Here is a 19,976-nt window from a genome sequence, read left to right as displayed (position 1 = left end):
TCCTGATAAAAACTCCGCACAGCGTCTTACCTCTCGCTGAAGCGACGGACTCGGCGGAGCTTTTCGCGAACGTCGGAGGTCTGCTCGCACTCTTCCATCAGCTTTTCGTGCGCGGCCTCGATGTACTCGACCGCTTCTTCAATGGAGTCGGTGACCAGGAAAAGGTCCATATCTGTCGGAGAAATCAGCTCCATGGCCACCAGTTTCTCGCGCATCCAATCAACCAGCCCCGACCAGAACTCAGTACCCAGCAGCACGATTGGGTGATTTTCCACCTTCTCGGTCTGCACCATCACCAGTGACTCAAAGAGTTCATCGAGCGTGCCGAATCCACCCGGCAGACAAATAAACGCCTGCGAGTACTTCAGGAACATGGTCTTACGCACGAAGAAGTAGCGGAAGTTCATGCCCAGGTCGACCCAGTCATTCAAGTGCTGCTCGTGCGGCAGCTCAATGCCCAGCCCAATGGACAGGCCGTCGGCATCGTAGCAGCCGCGGTTGGCGGCTTCCATGATGCCCGGGCCGCCACCAGTGATGGTCGCGTAACCCGCCTCCGCCAGTGCTTTGCCCAGGTCGAAGCCCCACTGGTAGTACGGGCTGTCCTCTGGCAAACGCGCCGAACCATACACCGTCACCGCCGGCGGAATCTCCGCCAACGCACCAAAGCCGTCAACGAATTCCGATTGAATGCGCAGCACACGCCAGGTGTCGTTGTGCAGCCAGTCCGTGTTCGGATTGTGTGACAACAGCCTGCGGTCGGTCGTAGACGCCTGCGGTTCGCCCGCCTGTCGAATCGCGATTGGGCCGCGGAGTGCGCGGCGCTTAGCTGGGGACGGAGTACGTACAGGTTTCATAACCTCACAATGTATGCCAGCAATGACATACGCGCACCCGCTCAGCGAGGGCAGGGTGTGATTCTAGGCTCACCCAGCCACCGGCGCGGTGGTCAAGTACCGCCGCAGGTCCTCCCACAGTGCCGTAATGCACTCGACCGGAATCTGCTCATCCTTCTTGTGGCAGTACGCCGGATCACCCGGGCCAAAGTTCACTGCAGGAATGCCGAGCGCGGAAAAACGCGCCACATCGGTCCACCCAAACTTGGGCTTTACGACGTCGCCTGCGACCGCAACCAACTCCTTCGCAGCAGCCGCATGCAGTCCCGGTAGTGCCCCAGGGCTCACATCCTCGACATCGACGGTGAGGTCCTCGGCCGCAAACTCGTCGAGTCCCAGCACCTCGCGGAAGTGTGCCATGGCCTCATCGGCGCTGCGGTTGGGCGCGAATCGGAAGTTGACTCGCAGCACCGCCTCGTCGGGAAGCGTATTGGTGGCAACCCCGGCCTCCAGCCAGACGACGTTGAGCCCTTCGCGGTAGGCCAAGCCGTCGATATCCACGGTCTGCGGTTCATAGGCGGCAATGCGTGACAGCACCGGTGCTAACTTGTGCACGGCGTTGTCGCCGAGCCACGCCCGAGCCGAGTGTGCACGTGTGCCGTGAGCGGTCAGACGCAGGCGAATAGAGCCCTGGCAGCCGGCTTCGATGACATTGCCGCTGGGCTCGCCCAGCAAAGCGACATCGCCAGCCAGGAGCTCCGGATGCGACTCACTCAAGTGCCGCAACCCGTTGAACTCCGCGGCGATTTCTTCGCATTCGTACATGATGAGTGTCAGGTCGCGCTGCAACTCCTGGCTTGCCGCCAGCGTCGCAAAAGCATGCAGGTAGACTGCGTCACCGCTTTTCATATCCACAGTTCCACACCCAAACAGTGTGTCTCGCCCCTGCGCGTCTACCCCACGCGTCGAGGGCACATTGTCCGCAGTCGGCACCGTATCCAGGTGTCCTGCCAAAATCACGCGCTGCGGCAACCCCCGATGGGTCCGCGCAATCACGTTGTTGTCAATGCGCAGGACCTCAATCGACTCATTTGCCTGCGCGACCTCACGCAATGCCGCCTCGACGGCATCCGCAATCGCGGTCTCATTGTGGGACACCGATTCGATGTCCACCAGTGCCGCCGTGAGGTCTACAGGATCTTGGAGCAGATTTAACTTCGATTTCACATCAATTAAGCGTACAAACCATTGTGCGCCAGCGAAACCAGAATTTTGTGATGAATATGCGCCGCACGACCATTGATCGCATCCCCATTGGCGGGCGCGCCACCACCGAGGAACAACGCCAGCTCATGCGGTTCGGCGGAGGTCACACCAATTCTCCCCTCCGCCGAGCGCTTAAGCCCATCAGCCACCTCAAAGACCAGGGTTTTCGCTCCTTCCGGGAGAGTTTGGGCAATGATTGCCTCCGGAGTTTCGCTTGTCGACGACCCCGGCGCCCGCTCCTCCCCCGCAGAATCGGTCGCCTCTCCGTTTCCGCCATCCTCCTCGACAACGCCCGCGCCGGGACCATAGACCACAGCTACACGGGAGCCATAGACCGCAATCACCGGACGCAGCTCATTCGTGCTGACAATCACCGTAGAACCGGCCAGCGGCTTACAGACGGCCGCGACAATCTTGGCCGTTGCGTGTGGCAGCTGCACTGGAGTGGGATCGATGTCTCGTCGATAAGCAGGACGAAGCGTTTCGGCGACATCGCCCAGCTCATCGCGCTCCCACATCGGCAGGGCATCGATGCGTGCCTGCTGATCGCGGTTCTTGCGCTCCAGCAGAAGACGGGCGATCATGCCACCGCCGAGCCCCACTGCGATGGCAACTGCGATAACCAGCACAAGACGGTTCGGCGCGATGAGCGCAACCACTGCGGCAATAGCCACACCGACTGCGCCAATTGGCATTGCTCGCGGCGGCAAAACGAAACCAAAGAAGCTGGCTACGGCGAGAATCCAAGCACTCAGCAGTGCGAATCCGACATAGAAGACCACCGGCAGGGACAGGACGAAGCCGAGTCCGAGCACACTGACAGCAATGATGAGGCTAACTAAGAACCACTGCTTCATTTTCTGTGTGCTTTCAAGGCCAGCTAGGGGCATAGTTCATCCTTCCGCGAAGATTCCTTAAAGGGATACTAATATTAAGAATCATGATTACATCTGGTGCTGTCGCTACGGGAATCGCCAATATCGCAATGGACGGTACAGTTCTCGATACTTGGTTTCCCGCACCTCAGTTAAGCGATGAGGTCGTAGAATCGAGCACTCACCGGCTCGGCGCCGCTGATCTGACCCCACAGTTGCTTCGTCAGGTGGTTTTGGACGAGGATCGCCGCGTGGAGCAGGTGGCAGTGCGCACGTCCATTGAGGATTTGTCCAAGCCTGCTGTCGACCCGCACGATGCCTACCTGCGCCTGCATTTGCTCTCCCACCGCCTGGTCAAGCCGCACCAGCTAAACACCAAGGGGCTCTACGAGCTACTCCATGTGGTGGCGTGGACCAACAAGGGGCCATGTCTGCCGGACAACTTCGAGCAACTGCGCACCCACTTGCGCGTCCGCGGTCTGATTCACGTCTACGCCATCGACCGCATGCCGCGCATGGTCGATTATGTGCTGCCCGCCGGTGTGCGCATTGCAGAGGCCGAGCGCGTGCGGTTGGGCGCTTACTTGGCACCGGGTACGTCCGTACTGCGCGAGGGATTTGTCTCGCTGAACTCGGGCACTCTGGGCCCATGCAAGATTGAGGGACGTCTATCCTCCGGTGTCGTCATTGGCGCGCACACGAAGGTGGGACTGTCGGCCTCCATCATTGCCGCTCATGACGATTCCGGTCAGCGTAAGCCGCTCACGGTTGGCGAGCGCTGCCACATCGATATCGCGGCCGGCACCGTCGGCGTCAGCCTCGGTAATGACTGCATTATTGACCGAAGCATCCTCATTGCCCCCGATACGCCCATCGATGTCCCCGCGGAGAACCGCCGTATTCAGGCATGGGAAATTTCGGGCCGCGACAACATGCACTTCTACCATCACCCGGACCACTCGGCGGTGTGCGTCCGCCGCACGGAACGCCCGGGCAATGACGAAGGTGCCGCTGCTTTCGCTCAGCTTGCCGACGTGCCGGATGAGCTGGCCGGATAACCTACTTTCGGTGCTCGTGAAGGCACATTAGTTGACCCCAAAACGGTGAATGGGGGTAAACCCGTAATACGGTTATTGCCCCTGTTATCAGCGAGGTAATGTTTGCGACATGACCGAATCGCAAATTACCTCCACCTCCGGCGAGACAGCTCAGCTGGGCAAGGGGCTGCAGGTTCGACACCTGACCATGATGGGTCTTGGCTCCGCAATCGGTGCCGGTCTTTTCCTTGGTACGGGCGTCGGCATTAAGGCAGCTGGCCCGGGTGTTCTAGTTTCCTATGTCATCGCTGGCTTCATTGTCGTCCTCGTCATGCAGATGCTCGGCGAGATGGCCGCTGCCCGCCCGACACCGGGTAGCTTCTCCACCTATGCCGAGATGGCCTTTGGTTCCTCGGCTGGCTTTGTCCTCGGCTGGCTCTACTGGTTCATGCTCATCATGGTGCTCGGCGCTGAAATTACCGGTGCCGGTGCCATCATGGGTGCGTGGTTCGGTATTCCGGGCTGGATTCCAGGCCTGATCTGTGTTGTCTTCTTCGCTGTAGTGAATTTGGCGAATGTGCGCGGTTTCGGCGAGTTTGAGTTCTGGTTCGCGTTCATCAAGGTCGCGGTGATTATCGCGTTCCTGGTCATTGGCGTTCTTCTTTTCTTCGGTCTGCTGCCAGGCACCAGCTTCGTCGGTACGACGCATATTGCCGAGTCCGGATTCCTCCCGAATGGCGTGTCCGGCATTGCCGCTGGTCTGTTGGCCGTGGCCTTCGCCTTCGGCGGTATCGAGATTGTCACAATTGCCGCTGCTGAGGCTGAAGATCCGCAGCGCTCCATCGCTGCTGCTGTCCGCTCGGTAATCTTCCGCATCTCTGTGTTCTACCTGGGCTGCGTGACCGTCATCATCCTGCTGTTGCCGTACTCCCAGATTGACGGCGCTGACTCCGCAGCTGAGTCGCCGTTCACCCAGGTTCTGAAGCAGGCGAACATTCCGGGTGCCGTTGGCTTCATGGAGGCCATTATCGTTCTGGCGCTGCTGTCCGCGTTCAACGCTCAGATTTACGCAACCTCTCGCCTGGTCTACTCGATGTCCACCCGCGGTGAGGCACCGCGCTTCTTCGCCCACACCAATGAAGGCGCAGTTCCGAACCGTGCGGTCATCATGTCGATGGTCTTCGCCTTCGTCTCCGTGGGCCTGCAGGTTGTCTTCGACGGCTCGAGTGTCCTGGTCTTCCTACTGAACGCTGTCGGCGGCTGCTTGCTGGTGATCTGGCTGGTCATCGCCCTGTCTGAGATTAAGCTGCGCCCGCAGATGGAGGCCAACAACGAGCTTTCCGTTCGCATGTGGGCCTACCCGGCACTGTCCTGGGTAGCGGTCATCCTGATTCTGGGCCTCGCTGTTGGCATGCTCACCGATTCTGGTGCTCGCCAGCAGGTTATCGCCGTTGTGTGTGTCACTGCGTTCCTCGCGGTGCTCGCTGCACTGACTAAGAAGAGCCGCACCGCGGCCCGCGAGGCTCTCGAGTCCAGCGATAGCAACTAGCCGTTAGCAACTGGCTGCAGGGCCTAACCACCCTGCTACCCCTATCCGAACATTTCCTTGCTACACATTTGCGGAACACTTTTCATAGATAGGGATATGCCGGTAGCCTGTTTTCCATGAAATTTGGAGCACAAGCTACCGGCATTGCCACTTTTAACAACGATACTGTTCTCGACGTCTGGTTCCCCGCCCCCAAGCTCATCGAAGAGGGCGTGGCAACCTCCACCACGACCGGAACCATCGACGCCGACGCACTGCCCGAAGATTTCACCTACCTCACAGATCTGGCCGTAGCCGATGCGGACCGTGGCACCACCCGCCGTCTGGTCACAGCTACCATCGCTTCACTCGATGACGCACCAGTCGACACCATCGATGCCTACCTGCGTCTCCATCTGCTGTCCCACCGCCTGGCCACCCCCAACAGCATCAACCTGGACGGCATCTTCGGCAAGCTCAACAATGTGGTGTGGACGAATTTTGGCCCCTGTGCTGTCGAAGGCTTCGAGGTAACCCGAGCCAAGCTGTCACGCCGCGGGCCTGTCACCGTCTACTCCATCGATAAATTCCCCCGCATGGTCGACTACGTCACTCCCACCGGAGTCCGCATCGGTGACGCTGACCGCGTGCGCCTTGGAGCCCATCTCGCAGAGGGCACCACAGTCATGCACGAGGGCTTCGTCAACTTCAACGCAGGCACGCTTGGACACTCCATGGTGGAAGGCCGTATCTCTCAGGGGGTCGTCGTCGACGACGGCTCCGATATCGGCGGTGGTGCGTCCATCATGGGCACACTATCCGGTGGAGGTAAGGAAGTTGTGTCCGTCGGCAAGCGATGCCTACTCGGTGCGAACGCTGGACTCGGAATCTCGCTCGGCGATGACTGCGTACTCGAAGCCGGGCTCTACATCACTGCCGGCACCAAGTGCCTCGTTGCCCTAGACGGTGTGAAGAAGACGCTCAAGGCCCGCGAGCTCTCGGGCGGATCGAATATGCTCTTCCGCCGCAACTCGCTCTCTGGTGCAGTCGAGGTTGTGCCATGGGCTGCCGAAAAGGTGAAGCTCAGCGCGGAGCTGCACGCTAACTAAGGGGTGGTCGGCACGTCTGCCGGGGCCGCGATATTCCGCGCGCTCCGGTAGACACGTCGCTCACCAGTGACGGGGTCGACAAAGGCCAGCGCGGTTGCCGTCAATCGCAGCTGCGGCGTGTACTTTGGCGCGCTGCCCGCGCTTGCCGACGGCCCCTGCGCCCCCGCTTTCCGGCCATAGGTGTCCTCACCGAGAATGGGATAGCCTAGCCAGTCCATCGTCGCCCGCAGCTGATGCGTGCGGCCCGTATGGGGCTGTAGCCGCCAGCGCCCCACCTGCATGCGACTCCCGCAATGCCCACAACCACAGCCGACTGCGTGCAGCGGAATGCTGGTGCTGGTCGCACCACCGCCATGGCTGTTCGCCAGCACATCGCCGATGTCCGCGGCTACTCGGCCGAGGAAGGTCACGGTTGTGCGTGCGAGCTTGAACTTGGGATTCTTCGCGGCAGCGCGAGCGAAATCGTCGGTCTCCACGACTTTTACTCCGCGCCCCGCCGGGTTGGGATCGAGCAGAAGCGTGACATCCCTGGTTTCCCCCACATGCCAATCATCGGGCATCACGGTGAGGCATTCGTATTCTTTGGTGATTTCCTGGTTTTGGAAAAGCTGCTGGTAGCGCGCACGGGTAGCCGGATTCCGGGAAAGCAACAGCAGCCCACTGGTCAGAAAATCCAGGCGGTGAACGGCCACTATCTCCGGTTCCTCGAGACTACGTCGCAGTCGCTCCTGCACGGTATTGGCCACGATGCGGCCGTTGGGAGTCGCCGGCAGAAAAGGTGGCTTGTCTACGACCAGAAACTCATCGGTGTCGGCCACAATTGCCGGCTCAAAGGGGATGTACTCCTCGCACTCGTGAGCGGCGGCATCGACTTGCGCAGTCTTACGGTTCTTCTCGAGGCCCCACCACGCATCTCGGTTGCCTGCGGCACGTCCCACGGCACACTCCCTTTTTTTATGATTTGGTCTATGCCGATGTCGGCACCGTTTGCAGCATTCGGCCTGCTAGAGCCAGCACATCTGGCCGGGGCTAGCCGCGAATACGCGCCGCCGCCACTTCGATGTCGCTGAGCGTCGCTGTGAGCCCCACCCGTACGTGCTGCGCACCCTTGGGCCCGTAGAAGCTACCCGGTGCGACCAGGATGCCGCGTTCAGCCAGCCAATCAACCGTCTGCCAGCAGTCTTCCCCGCGAGTAGCCCACAGATAGAGCCCGCCCTCGGAGTCATCGATACGAAAACCTGCGGCTACCAGTGCATCATGCAGAATCTCACGGCGGTCACTGTAGCGCTGCTTTTGTTCAGCCTCGTGGGAGTCGTCGTTAAGCGCGGCGATCGTGGCGTGCTGGATGGGTCCCGGCATCATCAGCCCCATGTGACGGCGCACGGAAACCAGCTCGGCGATGAGGTCCGCGTCGCCAGCGAACCAGCCGGTGCGGTACGACGCCATGTTCGACGTCTTGGACAGCGAGTGAATAGCCAGCAGGTTGGTGAAATCACCGTCGCACACTCGCGGGTCGAGAATACTGACTGGCTGTTCAGTCCAACCGAGCCCCAGGTAGCACTCGTCAGAGGCGACAATGACTTCCCGAGCACGCGCCCACTCAACCACCTTGCGCAGGTGTTCAACACCGAGGACCTTGCCGTTGGGGTTGCCCGGGGAATTGATGAACATCAGCGTCGGCGAGGCGGGGCCGATTTGCGTCAGCGAGTCCGCACGCAGCAGCTCAGCGCCTGCGATGCGAACGCCGACCTCGTAGGTGGGATATGCCAGCTCGGGGATGACGACGGTATGCCCCGCGCCTACGCCGAGGAGGAAGGGAAGCCAGCCAATCGCTTCCTTGGTGCCGATGACCGGAAGCACATTGCCGCCATTGACCGCTGACTCCAGTCCCGTCACGCCGTAGCGCCGCGCCATCGCTGCAACAATCGCCGCGCGTAGCTCAGGCGTGCCGACGGTCTGTGGGTAACCCGGTGCGGCAGCACCTTCGGTAAGGCCCTTCCGGATTATCGGAGCGACTTCATCGACTGGTGTGCCGACCGAGAGATTCACCATGCCCTCTTCATGCGCAGCCGCAGTGGCTTTCGCCTGCGTGAGAGAATCCCACGGAAACTGAGGTAAAAGAGAACCGGGAGTTACGCGCTTGCGGGCAGCTGACATGGGCGGTGATGAAGTCCTTCCCGGGAAAGAAATAGCTTTAGTCCTCTGTGGTTTTAGTCTTCTGCCTGCGGCGGCAGAGCTGCCACGAATGGCACATCGAAGTCCTGGGGGCCGAGCTTGGCGGCACCTCCCGGGGAACCCAGCTCATCGAACCAGTCGACATTGGCATCGATGAATTCAACCCACTCATCCGGAACATCGTCCTCGTAGAAGATGGCCTCGACTGGGCAGACCGGTTCACAAGCGCCGCAGTCCACGCACTCATCAGGGTGAATGTAAAGCATGCGCTTGCCCTCGTAAATGCAGTCAACCGGGCACTCTTCAACACAGGCACGGTCGAGGACGTCAACACATGGCTGGGCAATGATGTAAGTCATGGTTTTAGGTTTAAGAACCTTTCTCACAAGATATGGGATGAGGCTTTCGCTATCTGTCGATTATGCCGTTCCGACGAGAAACAGAGCAAAATAGACAGAGCGGTATATTCAGATTGGAGTCTACACCCAACGTGGGTGTTGTTTTCAACTGGCTCCAGAAAGAGCCACATTGATGCGGGCCTGCCCTGTATCAATTCCTCACCGTCTCCTGCAGTATCCGCTGCGGTTTTCGCTAGAGTGCCCGCAGATGGCGCAGTGGCCAGGCACCGCCCAGCACACCGCAAACAAGCAGCAGCACTGTTCGCAACCACTGCCCCATTGCCAAGTCCCCACCGAAGGGCAGCACTGCCCACAGCAGAATGCCTGCAAAGCCCAGCACCCAGATGACAGTCGGAATTGCAGCTTTGGAGCGATCGCGTGTCCACAGCAACGCTGTGTTGGTGATAATCAGATTGGCAATATAGGCCAGCGGAATGGTCCACGGCAACGGAATAGCAACCGAGCCGATGGTAATCCACGCTCCGAGGAAAACTACTTCAATCACCAACGCTGCCAACGCAGCCAGCGACAGCCAGACTAGCGCTACTGTGACCTCCCCCTGATGGAAGTTCTCGCGTGGCTGCGAACGTTCCGGGTCACCCCAATAGCGCTCATCCCCGAATGTGCGCTTTTCAATACTCAAGCGCTCGTTCTTCAACTTTCCGCCAGCAGCGTTAATCAAGTCTTCGCTTTCGTGAGGCTGAGGGTTACTCATCGTCCGCACTCCCCTCCGCTTCCAGATCCACGCTCGGTACAGAGTCGACGCTCGCTACCGGCTCTGGCAGTAATTGGATATTCACCAGCTCCCCCAGCTCTTCCAGGGACGCAGCGGTCGCCGTACCAAAACGGTATGCCTCAGTCGGTGTCACCGGCTGACACAGCAAATTGGAAAACGCCCAGACGGCTCGCGCACGACCAGAGCCGTCGGTCTGCCCATAGACAGCATCAGGATTGACCTCGCTAACGGAACCATCGGCGAACCACACTTGTGTCGCATGCGCGCGCATGGCCTCAACCTTGGCAGCCACAGCGGCATCATCCAGCTGAACCTCGAAACGGCCGGTCACGGTAGCGAAGTCGTCGACATCGCATGCCTGCCAGCTCTCCGGCACCACGGTAATGGCATCCAGCCCCGCCACCATTGCCTCACGATCGGTGACCGCCCACAGCGTCGGAAAGCGATTTCCGCACGCCGCGACAGTGATATCGTGTGCGCGAATGTGGTCCGGGTGCCCATAGCCACCATCGGCATCGTAGGTAATGACCAGGTCTGGCTGCAGCTCATCGAGGATGGTGCGAAGCTGGGCTACCGCCTCATCACCTGAGTTCATGAACGCACGGGGATGCTCATTACCCTTGTCCCCTGCCATACCGGAATCACGCCAACGCCCGGCACCACCGAGGAAACGTGGCGCATTGTCTGGGCTATTGGCCCCCAGCGCACGCAGCGCCGAGCGCAACTCGGCGACGCGGAAACCGCCCAACTGGTCAGCTTCATCAGCAACTAGCCCCTGGTACGGCGCGCCGATGACCTCCCCCAGCTCGCCCATCGTGCAGGTCACTACGCTTACCGACGCTCCGGAGCGCGCGGCAGCCGCAATCAAACCACCTGTCCAAATGGACTCGTCATCTGGATGTGCGTGAACAAAAAGTAACTTCACGGGCTTTCTTACTTCCCCTTGTTCTCCTGGTCGGCGTTATCGCGGACTTCTTGGTTCTGACCCGAACCGTCCTGCTCAGTATCTTCGCGCGGACTATCTCCCGGTTGAGAATTCTCAGACGATTCTCGAGTCCCGCTTTGCGTCGCGACTCGGCGAATCTCACCCAGAACACCGAGGCGGCCCAACACTGGGTCATCGGTCCACTGCGAAGAGTCCTTCCGCCCAGTAATTGTAATTTCCGGGCTGACGACCGTCAGCAAGCCGTCTTTCACCAAGGTCAGCTCGATACTGTGGCCAGCAATGATATCGGCGAGTTCAGCGGGCAACGCAGAACTGTCGGGAGCGAGCAGCTCATCAACCTGCGGGTCACAAAGGCCGGAAAGATTCTCGCTCCGAGCAGCCGATTTCGGAGCGACAGATACTCCGCTGAGGTCAGCCGGCTCTGCTGAGGTAGAAGATGTGGACTGCTCAGACGATGTTGTCCCGTCCAGCGAGCTCTGCTCTTCAGCGCTCTTTCCCCGGTCTTCACTTGGTGCAGGTTTTGTCGAACTGTCAACGCCCTCAGACTCAGACTCGGATTCTGACTCAGACTCGGTAGCCGACTCTGCGCCTGCTTCATCCAAGTCCTTCGGCGGTAGCGAACTGATCGAGCCTTCCGTACACGCATAGCGTTCCCGGGCCGCCTGGACGGAATTGGGCTGCTCTGCCCATGCCACCACGGCATCGACGGTTCCGTAGGGCAACGAAGAACGCAGCATGTCCGCCGGTGAATACGAAACAACGGTGGCGGGGATACCAGCTGCAGTCAACTGGTCAGCGACCGCAAAAGCCGCAGCGCGTGCCGCTATACCGTCGCTAATGATGCCGATTCGTAGCGGATTGTCCTCAGTAAAACCGGCCTGTGGCGCCTCGGTTTTCTCCTGGTCACGACCGTCACCAGAGCCACCTGCGATTCGGCGCCCGGTGGCCACCTCTGAGACCTGTGCAACGTTGATGGTGTTCAGAATGGCCCGGCGGACGGATTCGTCGGCAAGCCTGCTCGACGCGAGGTTGGTACTGAAAACCAGTTCCCGGTTGGGCTCATGGAAGAACTCAGCAACACCGGGGATCAGACCGTACGTCAGCTCAGACGTCTCCGTCGGACGGACCTGCACGGCCTGGATCTGCTTCGAACGCAGTTGCTCCGCACCATCGATGGCACTACGCATGGCACGCAGCGTAATAACCTCCGAGGCTGCTGGCTGCTCACCCCAGTAGCGGTCATTTCGAACCAGTCGAATGATGTTGCGGCCGACATCCATCGACTCGACGGTGTACTGCCCACCGGAGGCCGGGAAACGGCTGGCCAGCCCTTCGGAAAAACCATCAGTGTTCGACCGCATCAAATGCGCTGGCAAGAGATGTGCAAACAGGCGCTGCCAATGCGTAATCGGCTGAGTGAACGTCACATCAATCTGACGGCCACCGTCGGAGACATCAATGGATTTAATCAGCTCATAAGTCGCCGTATCCAGCGATCCTGGCGTGGACGTGACTTGGGAAAATAGGTAGCGGAAGTCCTCGCCACTGATTGGCGTGCCATCGCTCCACTGCGCCCCTTTTCGAATGCGGTAGCGGACATGCTCTGCCGCTACCGTCGGATCCGTGATGTCAACATCGGCCGCTTTCCCGTTTCCAGCTCCGTTTCTGGCGTCACCGTCTTTGCTGTCATCACTCTCGATGACCTGCACGGAATCCAGCAAGTCGGAGTTGAGAAGCCATTGGGGAGCTCCTGCCGAGCGAGCATTGGCAGCGTTATCCACCACTCCGGGAGCTTGCGCGGCGGCACTAGCGTCACCAGCCTCGCCCTCTACCGGCGCAGGGGTGAAAACACTAGGCAGTGTCAGTCGCGCTACCAGGCTGGTCACCGGGGAGACGTCGGCAAGCAAATGCGGATTGAAGCCTTCGACAAACTCGTCGACACCGACCGTGACTTCACGCATCTTTTTGGCCTGGTCAGCGGTGTCTTCCTGCTGCACCGGCGCTTCCTGCTGCCCGGGCACAGTCGGAGCGTCCGAGGGGCGAGCCATGCACGAAGACGCCAAAGCCGCCGTCACGCAGAGTGTCGATGCTACGAAAAATCGACGAGAAGCTGCGTGACGACGGCTGCGAATAAACATATCCACGAGATTACTCGACACCTGACCGAGTCAGTTACCCCGAGACTGGTTTTCAGGTGGCCCAGTCCCCTACCAACCCGAATTACTTCTTATTCATGGCCTTCGCGCGGGAACGAGCGCGAGCGCGATCGGTGGCGCTGAGGATCTGCTTGCGTACGCGAATGCCCTCCGGGGTGACCTCAACGCACTCGTCAGCACCACAGAACTCCATAGCCTCATCGAGGGAAAGCTTGTGCGCCTTCTCCAGAGTCACGGTCGCATCAGCCGAGGCTGCGCGCATATTGGTCAGCTTCTTTTCCTTGGTGATGTTGATGTCCATGTCCTCATCACGCGGATTCTGGCCAACGACCATGCCCTCGTAAGCCTGGTCACCCGGCTCGACGAAGAAGGTGCCGCGGTCAGAAAGCTGAATCAGTGCGTAAGCGGTGATCTGGCCGGTACGGTCAGCCACCAACGATCCTGTCGGACGGTCCTTAATCTCACCAGCCCACTCGCCGTAGCCGGCCGAGTAGTGATTGGCGATACCGGTGCCCTTGGTCTCCGTCATGAAAGTAGTGCGGAAGCCAATCAGACCGCGGGACGGAATGAGGAACTCCATGCGCACCCAACCGGTGCCCTGGTTACCCATCTGCTCCATGCGCCCCTTACGAGCCGCCATCAGCTGAGTGACAGCACCCAGGTGCTCTTCAGGAACATCAATGGTCAGGTGCTCGTACGGCTCCTGAACCTTGCCGTCGACGGTCTTGGTAACAACCTGCGGCTTACCGACGGTCAGCTCAAAGCCCTCACGACGCATAGTTTCAACCAGAACGGACAGCGCCATTTCACCACGGCCCTGCACCTCCCAGGCATCCGGGCGCTCGGTCGGCAGCACGCGCAGCGAGACGTTACCAATCAACTCCTGGTCCAGGCGGGCCTTGACCATACGAGCGGTCAGCTTATCGCCACCACCCTGGCCTGCCAGTGGCGAGGTGTTCACGCCGATCGTCATAGAAATAGCCGGCTCATCGACCAGGATGCGCGGCAGCGGGTCCGGATGCTCGGCATCACAGAGAGAGTCACCGATCATGACCTCGTCGATACCGGAGATAGCGGCGATGTCACCAGCAATGGCCTCTTCAGCAGGTACGCGGGTCACGCCGACGGTACGCAGCAGCTCCGCGACCTTCGCATTCTTGACATGCTCATTGCCCTCGGAGTCGTAATGAATCCACGAAATCTGCTGTCCCTTGCGGATACGGCCCTTATGGATACGAATCAGACCAATTCGACCGAGGAAGGAGCTGGAGTCCAGGTTGGTAACCTGCGCCTGCAGCGGGGCATCAATCTCAGCGGACGGCTCCGGGAGCACCTCGGTGATGACGTCGAACAGCGGCTGCAGGTTCTCAGACTCCGGCAAGTTGCCGTTACCCGGGTTCTCGGTAGAAGCCTTACCGGCACGACCAGAGGCATAGAGAACCGGCAGCTCAAGGTTGCGCTCAGCGACCTCAGCAGCTTCCGGGTCTTCCAGGGTGGAGGCTAGCTCGAGCAGCAGATCCTGTGCTTCCTCGACAACCTCGTCGATACGTGCATCTGGGCGGTCAGTCTTATTGACCACGATAATCACCGGCATGCAGGCAGCAAGCGCCTTGCCCAGGACGAAGCGGGTCTGCGGCAGCGGACCTTCAGAGGAGTCGATCAGCAGCACGACACCGTCAACCATGGACAGTGCGCGCTCCACCTCGCCACCAAAGTCGGCGTGACCAGGGGTGTCAATGACGTTGATGATGAGGTCTTCGCCGTTCTTGCCCTCACCTTTTCGGCGAATAGCGGTGTTCTTCGCCAAGATGGTGATGCCCTTTTCCTTTTCAAGGTCACCAGAGTCCATCACTCGGTCTGCAACTTCTTCGTGGTCGCTGAAAACGCCGGACTGCTCCAGCATGGCGTTCACGAGAGTGGTCTTGCCATGGTCGACGTGTGCGACAATGGCGACATTACGGAACTCGGTATCGCTCACAGGCGGATAGCTCCTAACAAGCTAAGAGGACTAAAAGAAAAAGATACGGCCTTGCTCTAAAGGACTGTCTTTACGACTGCCTTTAACGCCCCGCATCAACGCGTAATAAAGCGTTCTACAGTGTACTCCTTCTTAATGCCCCTGCACATCTGGCAGAGATTCTCGCAACCCCGAGCACCTATCCGTCATGCAAAGTGGCACTGCCGCGCCACCCTTAGGGATAAATTACCCCCTTACTGCACCCCCGCTTTACCGACAGCCATAACGGCATATCCGCCAGCGCCACAACGCTTCACGACGGCAATCTCTCAGCCCGCCATGTGACACATGTGACCAAATGCCATAGTTGTAACCCCACGGGATGAGACTTGACTTCACCCGCTTACGCGCTGCGAAACACCATTAACCCCATACATACGCATTTCGCCTCAATTTTCACAATCATCTCGTTCTACATCACAAATCACTCTAATTAACTTGCGACACGCGAGAATCCGTGCGTTAATCTCCTGAGAAGATTCTGAACATTTCTTTTTCAAATCTTTCCAATTCCCGTTGGAGTCGTTCTAAGATGAGCAACGATTCCGAAATTTTGATTCCGACTCCAATAGCCCACGAATGAGAGGTTCTTCACCGTGGTTTCGACTGGACGCTCCTTCCTGCGCCGTGCCGCAGCGACCTTGGGTGCAGCTGCAATTCTCACTGCGGGCATGACTCCCGCCGCTTCTGCTTCCCCGTCGCTGGACTCCCTGAACATCGCTTCGCCGAATCTCTACGGCAACGCGCGCGACATCATTAACTCCCCAGGCGTTCCTGAGGAAATTTCCAGCGCACTGAACAAGGGAATTGACTTCCTGACTGGTGAGGGCGAGGGCGAGCCGGGCTTCAAGGTTCCGGAAGGTGCCCCGAAGACCAACCAGTTCCTGCTGCCTACTGTTGCCGACAAGTGCATCGGCGGCGAAGGTCGTTCCTTCGGCCTGGCCACTACCGTTCCGGGCCCGGCAGACCTGCCTCTGCCAGGTGTTCCAGAAAACCAGCTTGGCTTCATTTTCACTGGCCTGGGCACCAAGCAGCTGGCTAAGCAGCAGGACACAGAGATGAATGTCTACTGGGTCAACGTTGCTAACGGCAAGTACGGCAAGACCACCCTGGAGAACAACGGCATCAACGCCGAGGAGGGCCCGGGCGCTGTCAACGGCACCGCTGACACGGGCAAGGGCGTGGTCATCGCTGTCATGCAGGGCGGTATCACCACTCAGGAAGAGCCTGGTCCGACCAACTGCAGCTACACTCCGACCGCCGGTGTCTTCCCGGTCGGCCTGAACTAAGTTTTTCTAGTTCTCCCCTAGCCCTTTTTGCATCACGTATGCAGAAAGGGCTTTTCTATGCCCAAAAAGGCAACCCCTACACGTTAAGGTATTCGCATGTCCACTTCACCGGCCACTTCGGCTTCGACCGCGGCAGCTCCTGCACTCTCCCCAATTCGCTCGAGTCAGGACACACATCCTCCGAAAGTCGAGACCTTTGACCTACGTGAAATGGTCAACACCGACCCCAAGGGCTTTCAGCGCAATGTCGATGAGTTCCGAACTCTCACACCCAGCCGCCTTTATATGCGCCGTGGGATGGATCATCCAAAGTTTGGATATCTTGAGTCATTCCTGCTTGCCGACGAAGGGTTGCGCATCAGCATTTATCACTTCCGCCCGGGCGTGAAGGTGGAACACCAACGCTACGTCGATATTGTCAGCATCGACCGGACTGATCCGCAGTGCTGGCGTATGACCGATTTGTATCTCGACATCCTGCAGGCACCGACCGACCCTGAGGCCATAGCTCCCCTACCTGGCGATGCGGCCACACAGATTCGAGTTGAAGATGTCGACGAGCTCGTCGCGGCTCATACTCAGGGACTGATTAGCGATGAACTCACCGAGTTCGCTATCGAGACCACACTGACTGCACGCGCCGCAATCGCTGCACACGGTGACAACATTGATGCGTGGATGCAGACTTTGCACCTCGATGCGACGTGGGCTGATGCCGTTGAGCTTTCGCCTGCGGCCTAGACCGACCACCTCAACAAAGGAGTACCGCCCGTGTTCGATAACTTAACCGGCCCCATTCCTCCCACCGGCCCTGATAGCAATGCGATTATCAAAGCAGTCCGAGCAGCATTTACCTCCTATTTTGAAGAGTCCAACCCCGGCGAAGCCCAGCTGACCTTCCTTGGCTCTGCGCCACTGAAGATGCTGCGCTTCGGACCTGACACAGACCGGATTGTCACCTATGCAACACTGGGTTGCAGTGCCGAGGCGATGCAGGATCCGTCCGCAATGGTGGTGGACACCAACTCTGGCCCGCGCGCCGAGCTCATCTTGCCTATTCGTGGTGGACTGGACGAAGTCATCCGCCCGCTGGGTATTCTTGCCGCTTCCCCAAGCATCGAAGGCCTCATCCTCACCGAGGGGGCACTAATCGACTTCGGCCAGCCACTGTGGGATCAGTCGCGCTTCACCGGTTTTGTGCTGCTCAAGGCAGAAATCCCGCCGGTCGCGATAGAGGAAACCGAAGTCACAATCTTCCAGCCGGTCCCCGCCACGACCAACGAATTTGCCCTTGCTCGCGCTAAGGGCGTTGACGAACTGCGTCGCGTGTGGGAAACCCAAGGTGTCGACTTCACCGACCCGCACCGCACCAGCGCTGTATAAAAGTTAGCTTTTGTGGTGGTTGCCGGTTATCTGCTCGTCGGCAAGCGATAAGTTCAACCTAGCAGTGACGTTTCGCGCCGCGACAGCGTGGTTTAGAGTATGGAATTATGGCAGTCAATTCGGCTAAAGACGTTCCTTTCCATGCGGCGCAGTCCTTTAGGTGGTGGCGGCTCGCGGTATATGTTTACGTCCCAGCGCTAATCCTCACCGTGGTCAGTTCCCTATTGAAATGGGACGCGACTGTTACGGAAGCGGCAAAGGCCAACAACATCGAGGTTTCTGCTGCACAGACCAGCTTGGCCGTGAGCTTCGCGTTTGCGATTCTCGCGCAGACGGCAACGGCGATTGCGTGCTGGTGGCTTGCTGGCAAACTCCTTGAAGGATCGACTGCAGCGCGCACGGTGCTGTCCGTGGCGGCGGCAGTTTTTGTCATTAATGCATCAATGACGCTGGTCGGAACGATTTCCCAGGTACGCTCCGGAGACTCGTCGGCGCTCGGTTTGATTACAGCTGGCCTGCTGATTGTTGCCTCTATCATCGCCGCAACTGCAACCGCCCAGTCCTACCGCGGCGAGCGTAACCAGAAGTTCTTTGTGACGACGTAGGCAGCTCTTAGAGGTTTGGGGCGGGACGGGGATGCCTTCCAGGGCCTCCACCGTCCGCTTTAGGTCGGCGTACATTTTAGGTATGCCCACTAATACTGAGAGCGCCAGAAAGATTCTGAATGGTCTCGCGTCCACCCAATCCCAGCGCGAGGAACTGTACAAATATTTCCACCGGCACCCTGAGCTTTCCATGCAGGAGCACAGCACTGCAGACCGGATTATTCAGGAGCTCGAATCTTCAGGTATTTCCACAAATCGCGTCGGAGACACCGGCATCGTTGCCATTATTGAGAACGGTGCCGGGCCGATTGTAGCTATGCGCGCAGACATTGATGCGCTACCGGTGAAGGAGACTTCCGGCAAAGACTACGCCTCCACGGCAACGCAGATTGATGAAAAGACCGGCACAGAGGTCCCCGTCGCCCACGCTTGTGGGCACGACTTCCACCTGATGTCTTTGCTCACAGCGCTGCAGGCTTTCAACGAAAACCTTGATCAGTGGTCTGGCACATTCATCGGTATTTTCCAACCCGCTGAAGAAACCGCCGAAGGTGCACGCGCAATGCTGGCGGCAGATCTGGAGAGGGCTATTCCGCGTCCCGACGTTTATCTCGGTCAACACGTACTAGCTAGCTTGCCCGGCGGTTATGTGGGAACTCGCCGCGGGCCAGTTCTCTCCTCTGCATTCTCGGTCAAAGTCACTGTGCACGGTAATGGCTCCCATGGATCCATGCCGGAGCTCAGTGTCGATCCCGTTGTCTTGGCATCCACCATTGTGATGCGCCTTCAGACCATTGTCTCGCGTGAGGTAGCGGCCACCGAGACCGCAGTGGTGACCGTTGGTGCGATTCAAGCGGGAACTAAGTCCAACATCATTCCTGACTCCGCAGAGCTGCTCATCAACACTCGTGCCTACAACAGCGCCGTGACCGAACACCTCAAAGAGGCAATCGAGCGCATTGTACGAGCAGAGTGCGTTGCTGCCCGCAGCCCTCAAGACCCGCAGTTCACTTACTACGACCGCTATCCCCTCACGAATAATGACGGGGATGCCACGAATACTGTGCGTGAGGCATTCGACGCGTACTTCGGTGAAGAAGTCTCCGACTTGGACGCAGTGGCCGCCTCTGAAGATTTCTCAATCATCCCCGATGCGCTTGGAGTGCCATATACGTACTGGGGGCTCGGCGGTTTCGCGGATGAGAGCAGCGCCGTTGGCAACCACAACCCAGCTTTCGCCCCTGACCTCCAACCCACTCTTGACCGGGGAGCAGAGGCAATCGTTGTAGCTGCCTGTGCTTGGTTGGCGAAATGAGGGTGTGATTAGCGAGGCTGATGTGTGCGGCTGCTGGCGAGCTGGTGGATGGTGTAGTGCCGGACTCGTGCGGGGCTGGAGTGCCGGACGGCCGAAAAACCGGGGGTTAAGCGAAAAAGTAGGCCCCGGCGCACGCCGACCGGACATGCTTCTTGCTACTTAACCCAAAAACTTACGGGCTGCAAATGTGAAACTGTATGAGTTTATGACACTTTGAAGCCGTTTTTCGGGGGTAGGGTCAGGCGGTCATTGCATCATGGATAACACCAGAGATTACCTCCCGGGGAGTTAACCCGTCGAGCACTACC

Annotated in this window: 18 protein-coding genes; 8 read left to right on the top strand and 10 right to left on the bottom strand. The window is 59.0% G+C overall.

The features are described 5' to 3' along the window. Window positions 1-26: 26 nt before the first annotated feature. The 3 genes from QP982_RS10190 to QP982_RS10180 all read right to left on the bottom strand — a co-directional run bounded on the left by QP982_RS10190 (window position 27) and on the right by QP982_RS10180 (window position 2,956). Entirely contained in the window at window positions 27-854 is an 828-nt protein-coding gene (locus QP982_RS10190; protein ID WP_070605557.1) for an LOG family protein, read from the bottom strand. Window positions 855-923: 69 nt separating this feature from the next. Next, the gene (dapE, locus tag QP982_RS10185) at window positions 924-2,060 is read right to left on the bottom strand and encodes a succinyl-diaminopimelate desuccinylase (RefSeq protein ID WP_126107955.1); all 1,137 of its coding nucleotides are present in this window, start codon (window positions 2,058-2,060) and stop codon (window positions 924-926) included. Window positions 2,061-2,065: 5 nt separating this feature from the next. Further along, entirely contained in the window at window positions 2,066-2,956 is an 891-nt protein-coding gene (locus QP982_RS10180; protein WP_255456290.1) for a hypothetical protein, read from the bottom strand. Window positions 2,957-3,039: 83 nt separating this feature from the next. Here QP982_RS10180 and QP982_RS10175 point away from each other — a divergent pair, with 83 nt between their 5' ends. From QP982_RS10175 to dapD, 3 genes are all read left to right on the top strand, one after another. Beyond that, on the top strand, window positions 3,040-4,032 hold the full coding sequence (locus QP982_RS10175; protein WP_284870510.1) for a 2,3,4,5-tetrahydropyridine-2,6-dicarboxylate N-succinyltransferase: 993 nt from the start codon (window positions 3,040-3,042) through the stop codon (window positions 4,030-4,032). Between the two features lie 124 nt (window positions 4,033-4,156). Then, a complete protein-coding gene (locus tag QP982_RS10170) occupies window positions 4,157-5,560 on the top strand; it encodes an amino acid permease (protein WP_172620259.1) in 1,404 nt (467 codons plus the stop codon). Window positions 5,561-5,676: 116 nt separating this feature from the next. Next, window positions 5,677-6,648: a 2,3,4,5-tetrahydropyridine-2,6-dicarboxylate N-succinyltransferase gene (dapD, locus tag QP982_RS10165; protein WP_070652888.1), complete on the top strand. Its 972-nt coding sequence runs from the start codon at window positions 5,677-5,679 to the stop codon at window positions 6,646-6,648. Here the strand turns inward: dapD and QP982_RS10160 are convergent. The 7 genes from QP982_RS10160 to typA form a co-directional block, all read right to left on the bottom strand. Beyond that, complete coding sequence (locus QP982_RS10160; RefSeq protein ID WP_070437953.1) at window positions 6,645-7,586, bottom strand: pseudouridine synthase; 942 nt, start codon at window positions 7,584-7,586, stop codon at window positions 6,645-6,647. The genes dapD and QP982_RS10160 overlap by 4 nt on opposite strands. A gap of 91 nt (window positions 7,587-7,677) precedes the next feature. Continuing rightward, on the bottom strand, window positions 7,678-8,805 hold the full coding sequence (gene dapC / locus QP982_RS10155) for a succinyldiaminopimelate transaminase (RefSeq protein ID WP_016422393.1): 1,128 nt from the start codon (window positions 8,803-8,805) through the stop codon (window positions 7,678-7,680). Window positions 8,806-8,858: 53 nt separating this feature from the next. After that, entirely contained in the window at window positions 8,859-9,182 is a 324-nt protein-coding gene (fdxA, locus tag QP982_RS10150) for a ferredoxin (RefSeq protein WP_005509435.1), read from the bottom strand. 232 nt (window positions 9,183-9,414) lie between these two features. Beyond that, window positions 9,415-9,936 (bottom strand): hypothetical protein, encoded by a 522-nt coding sequence (locus QP982_RS10145; RefSeq protein ID WP_016422392.1) that lies wholly within the window; start codon window positions 9,934-9,936, stop codon window positions 9,415-9,417. Further along, on the bottom strand, window positions 9,929-10,882 hold the full coding sequence (mshB, locus tag QP982_RS10140; RefSeq protein ID WP_049193660.1) for an N-acetyl-1-D-myo-inositol-2-amino-2-deoxy-alpha-D-glucopyranoside deacetylase: 954 nt from the start codon (window positions 10,880-10,882) through the stop codon (window positions 9,929-9,931). Before mshB ends, QP982_RS10145 begins: the two co-directional genes overlap by 8 nt. 8 nt (window positions 10,883-10,890) lie before the next feature. Continuing rightward, entirely contained in the window at window positions 10,891-13,041 is a 2,151-nt protein-coding gene (locus QP982_RS10135) for an ABC transporter family substrate-binding protein (protein WP_259803127.1), read from the bottom strand. Between the two features lie 82 nt (window positions 13,042-13,123). Further along, window positions 13,124-15,037 (bottom strand): translational GTPase TypA, encoded by a 1,914-nt coding sequence (gene typA, locus QP982_RS10130; RefSeq protein ID WP_016422389.1) that lies wholly within the window; start codon window positions 15,035-15,037, stop codon window positions 13,124-13,126. 635 nt (window positions 15,038-15,672) lie between these two features. On the opposite strand from typA, the gene QP982_RS10125 reads away from it, so the two are divergent. From QP982_RS10125 to QP982_RS10105, 5 genes are all read left to right on the top strand, one after another. After that, complete coding sequence (locus tag QP982_RS10125; protein WP_016422388.1) at window positions 15,673-16,365, top strand: Rv1157c family protein; 693 nt, start codon at window positions 15,673-15,675, stop codon at window positions 16,363-16,365. 96 nt (window positions 16,366-16,461) lie between these two features. Further along, a complete protein-coding gene (locus QP982_RS10120) occupies window positions 16,462-17,106 on the top strand; it encodes a ribonuclease FAU-1 family protein (RefSeq protein WP_070866565.1) in 645 nt (214 codons plus the stop codon). A gap of 30 nt (window positions 17,107-17,136) precedes the next feature. After that, window positions 17,137-17,748: a suppressor of fused domain protein gene (locus tag QP982_RS10115; protein ID WP_284870509.1), complete on the top strand. Its 612-nt coding sequence runs from the start codon at window positions 17,137-17,139 to the stop codon at window positions 17,746-17,748. Window positions 17,749-17,855: 107 nt separating this feature from the next. Then, on the top strand, window positions 17,856-18,353 hold the full coding sequence (locus tag QP982_RS10110) for a hypothetical protein (RefSeq protein WP_048732907.1): 498 nt from the start codon (window positions 17,856-17,858) through the stop codon (window positions 18,351-18,353). 82 nt (window positions 18,354-18,435) lie between these two features. Further along, window positions 18,436-19,668, top strand: coding sequence for an amidohydrolase (locus tag QP982_RS10105; protein ID WP_049189471.1), 1,233 nt, complete (start codon window positions 18,436-18,438; stop codon window positions 19,666-19,668). The last annotated feature ends 308 nt before the right edge of the window (window positions 19,669-19,976 follow it).

It is taken from the genome of Corynebacterium sp. MSK019 (assembly GCF_030232425.1).
In the GTDB taxonomy this organism is placed as follows: Bacteria; Actinomycetota; Actinomycetes; order Mycobacteriales; family Mycobacteriaceae; genus Corynebacterium; species Corynebacterium jeikeium_D.
This window is presented reverse-complemented; position numbering and strand designations above follow the sequence as displayed.

What these genes read in the sequence shown, in the direction of transcription:
- QP982_RS10105 (WP_049189471.1), top strand. Translation starts at nt 18,436, where the DNA reads ATGCCCACTAATACTGAGAGCGCCAGAAAGATTCTGAATGGTCTCGCG.
- fdxA (WP_005509435.1), bottom strand. Translation starts at nt 9,182, where the DNA reads ATGACTTACATCATTGCCCAGCCATGTGTTGACGTCCTCGACCGTGCC.
- QP982_RS10145 (WP_016422392.1), bottom strand. Translation starts at nt 9,936, where the DNA reads ATGAGTAACCCTCAGCCTCACGAAAGCGAAGACTTGATTAACGCTGCT.
- dapC (WP_016422393.1), bottom strand. Translation starts at nt 8,805, where the DNA reads ATGTCAGCTGCCCGCAAGCGCGTAACTCCCGGTTCTCTTTTACCTCAG.
- QP982_RS10120 (WP_070866565.1), top strand. Translation starts at nt 16,462, where the DNA reads ATGTCCACTTCACCGGCCACTTCGGCTTCGACCGCGGCAGCTCCTGCA.
- dapD (WP_070652888.1), top strand. Translation starts at nt 5,677, where the DNA reads ATGAAATTTGGAGCACAAGCTACCGGCATTGCCACTTTTAACAACGAT.
- QP982_RS10180 (WP_255456290.1), bottom strand. Translation starts at nt 2,956, where the DNA reads ATGAAGCAGTGGTTCTTAGTTAGCCTCATCATTGCTGTCAGTGTGCTC.
- QP982_RS10190 (WP_070605557.1), bottom strand. Translation starts at nt 854, where the DNA reads ATGAAACCTGTACGTACTCCGTCCCCAGCTAAGCGCCGCGCACTCCGC.
- QP982_RS10175 (WP_284870510.1), top strand. Translation starts at nt 3,040, where the DNA reads ATGATTACATCTGGTGCTGTCGCTACGGGAATCGCCAATATCGCAATG.
- QP982_RS10110 (WP_048732907.1), top strand. Translation starts at nt 17,856, where the DNA reads ATGGCAGTCAATTCGGCTAAAGACGTTCCTTTCCATGCGGCGCAGTCC.
- QP982_RS10135 (WP_259803127.1), bottom strand. Translation starts at nt 13,041, where the DNA reads ATGTTTATTCGCAGCCGTCGTCACGCAGCTTCTCGTCGATTTTTCGTA.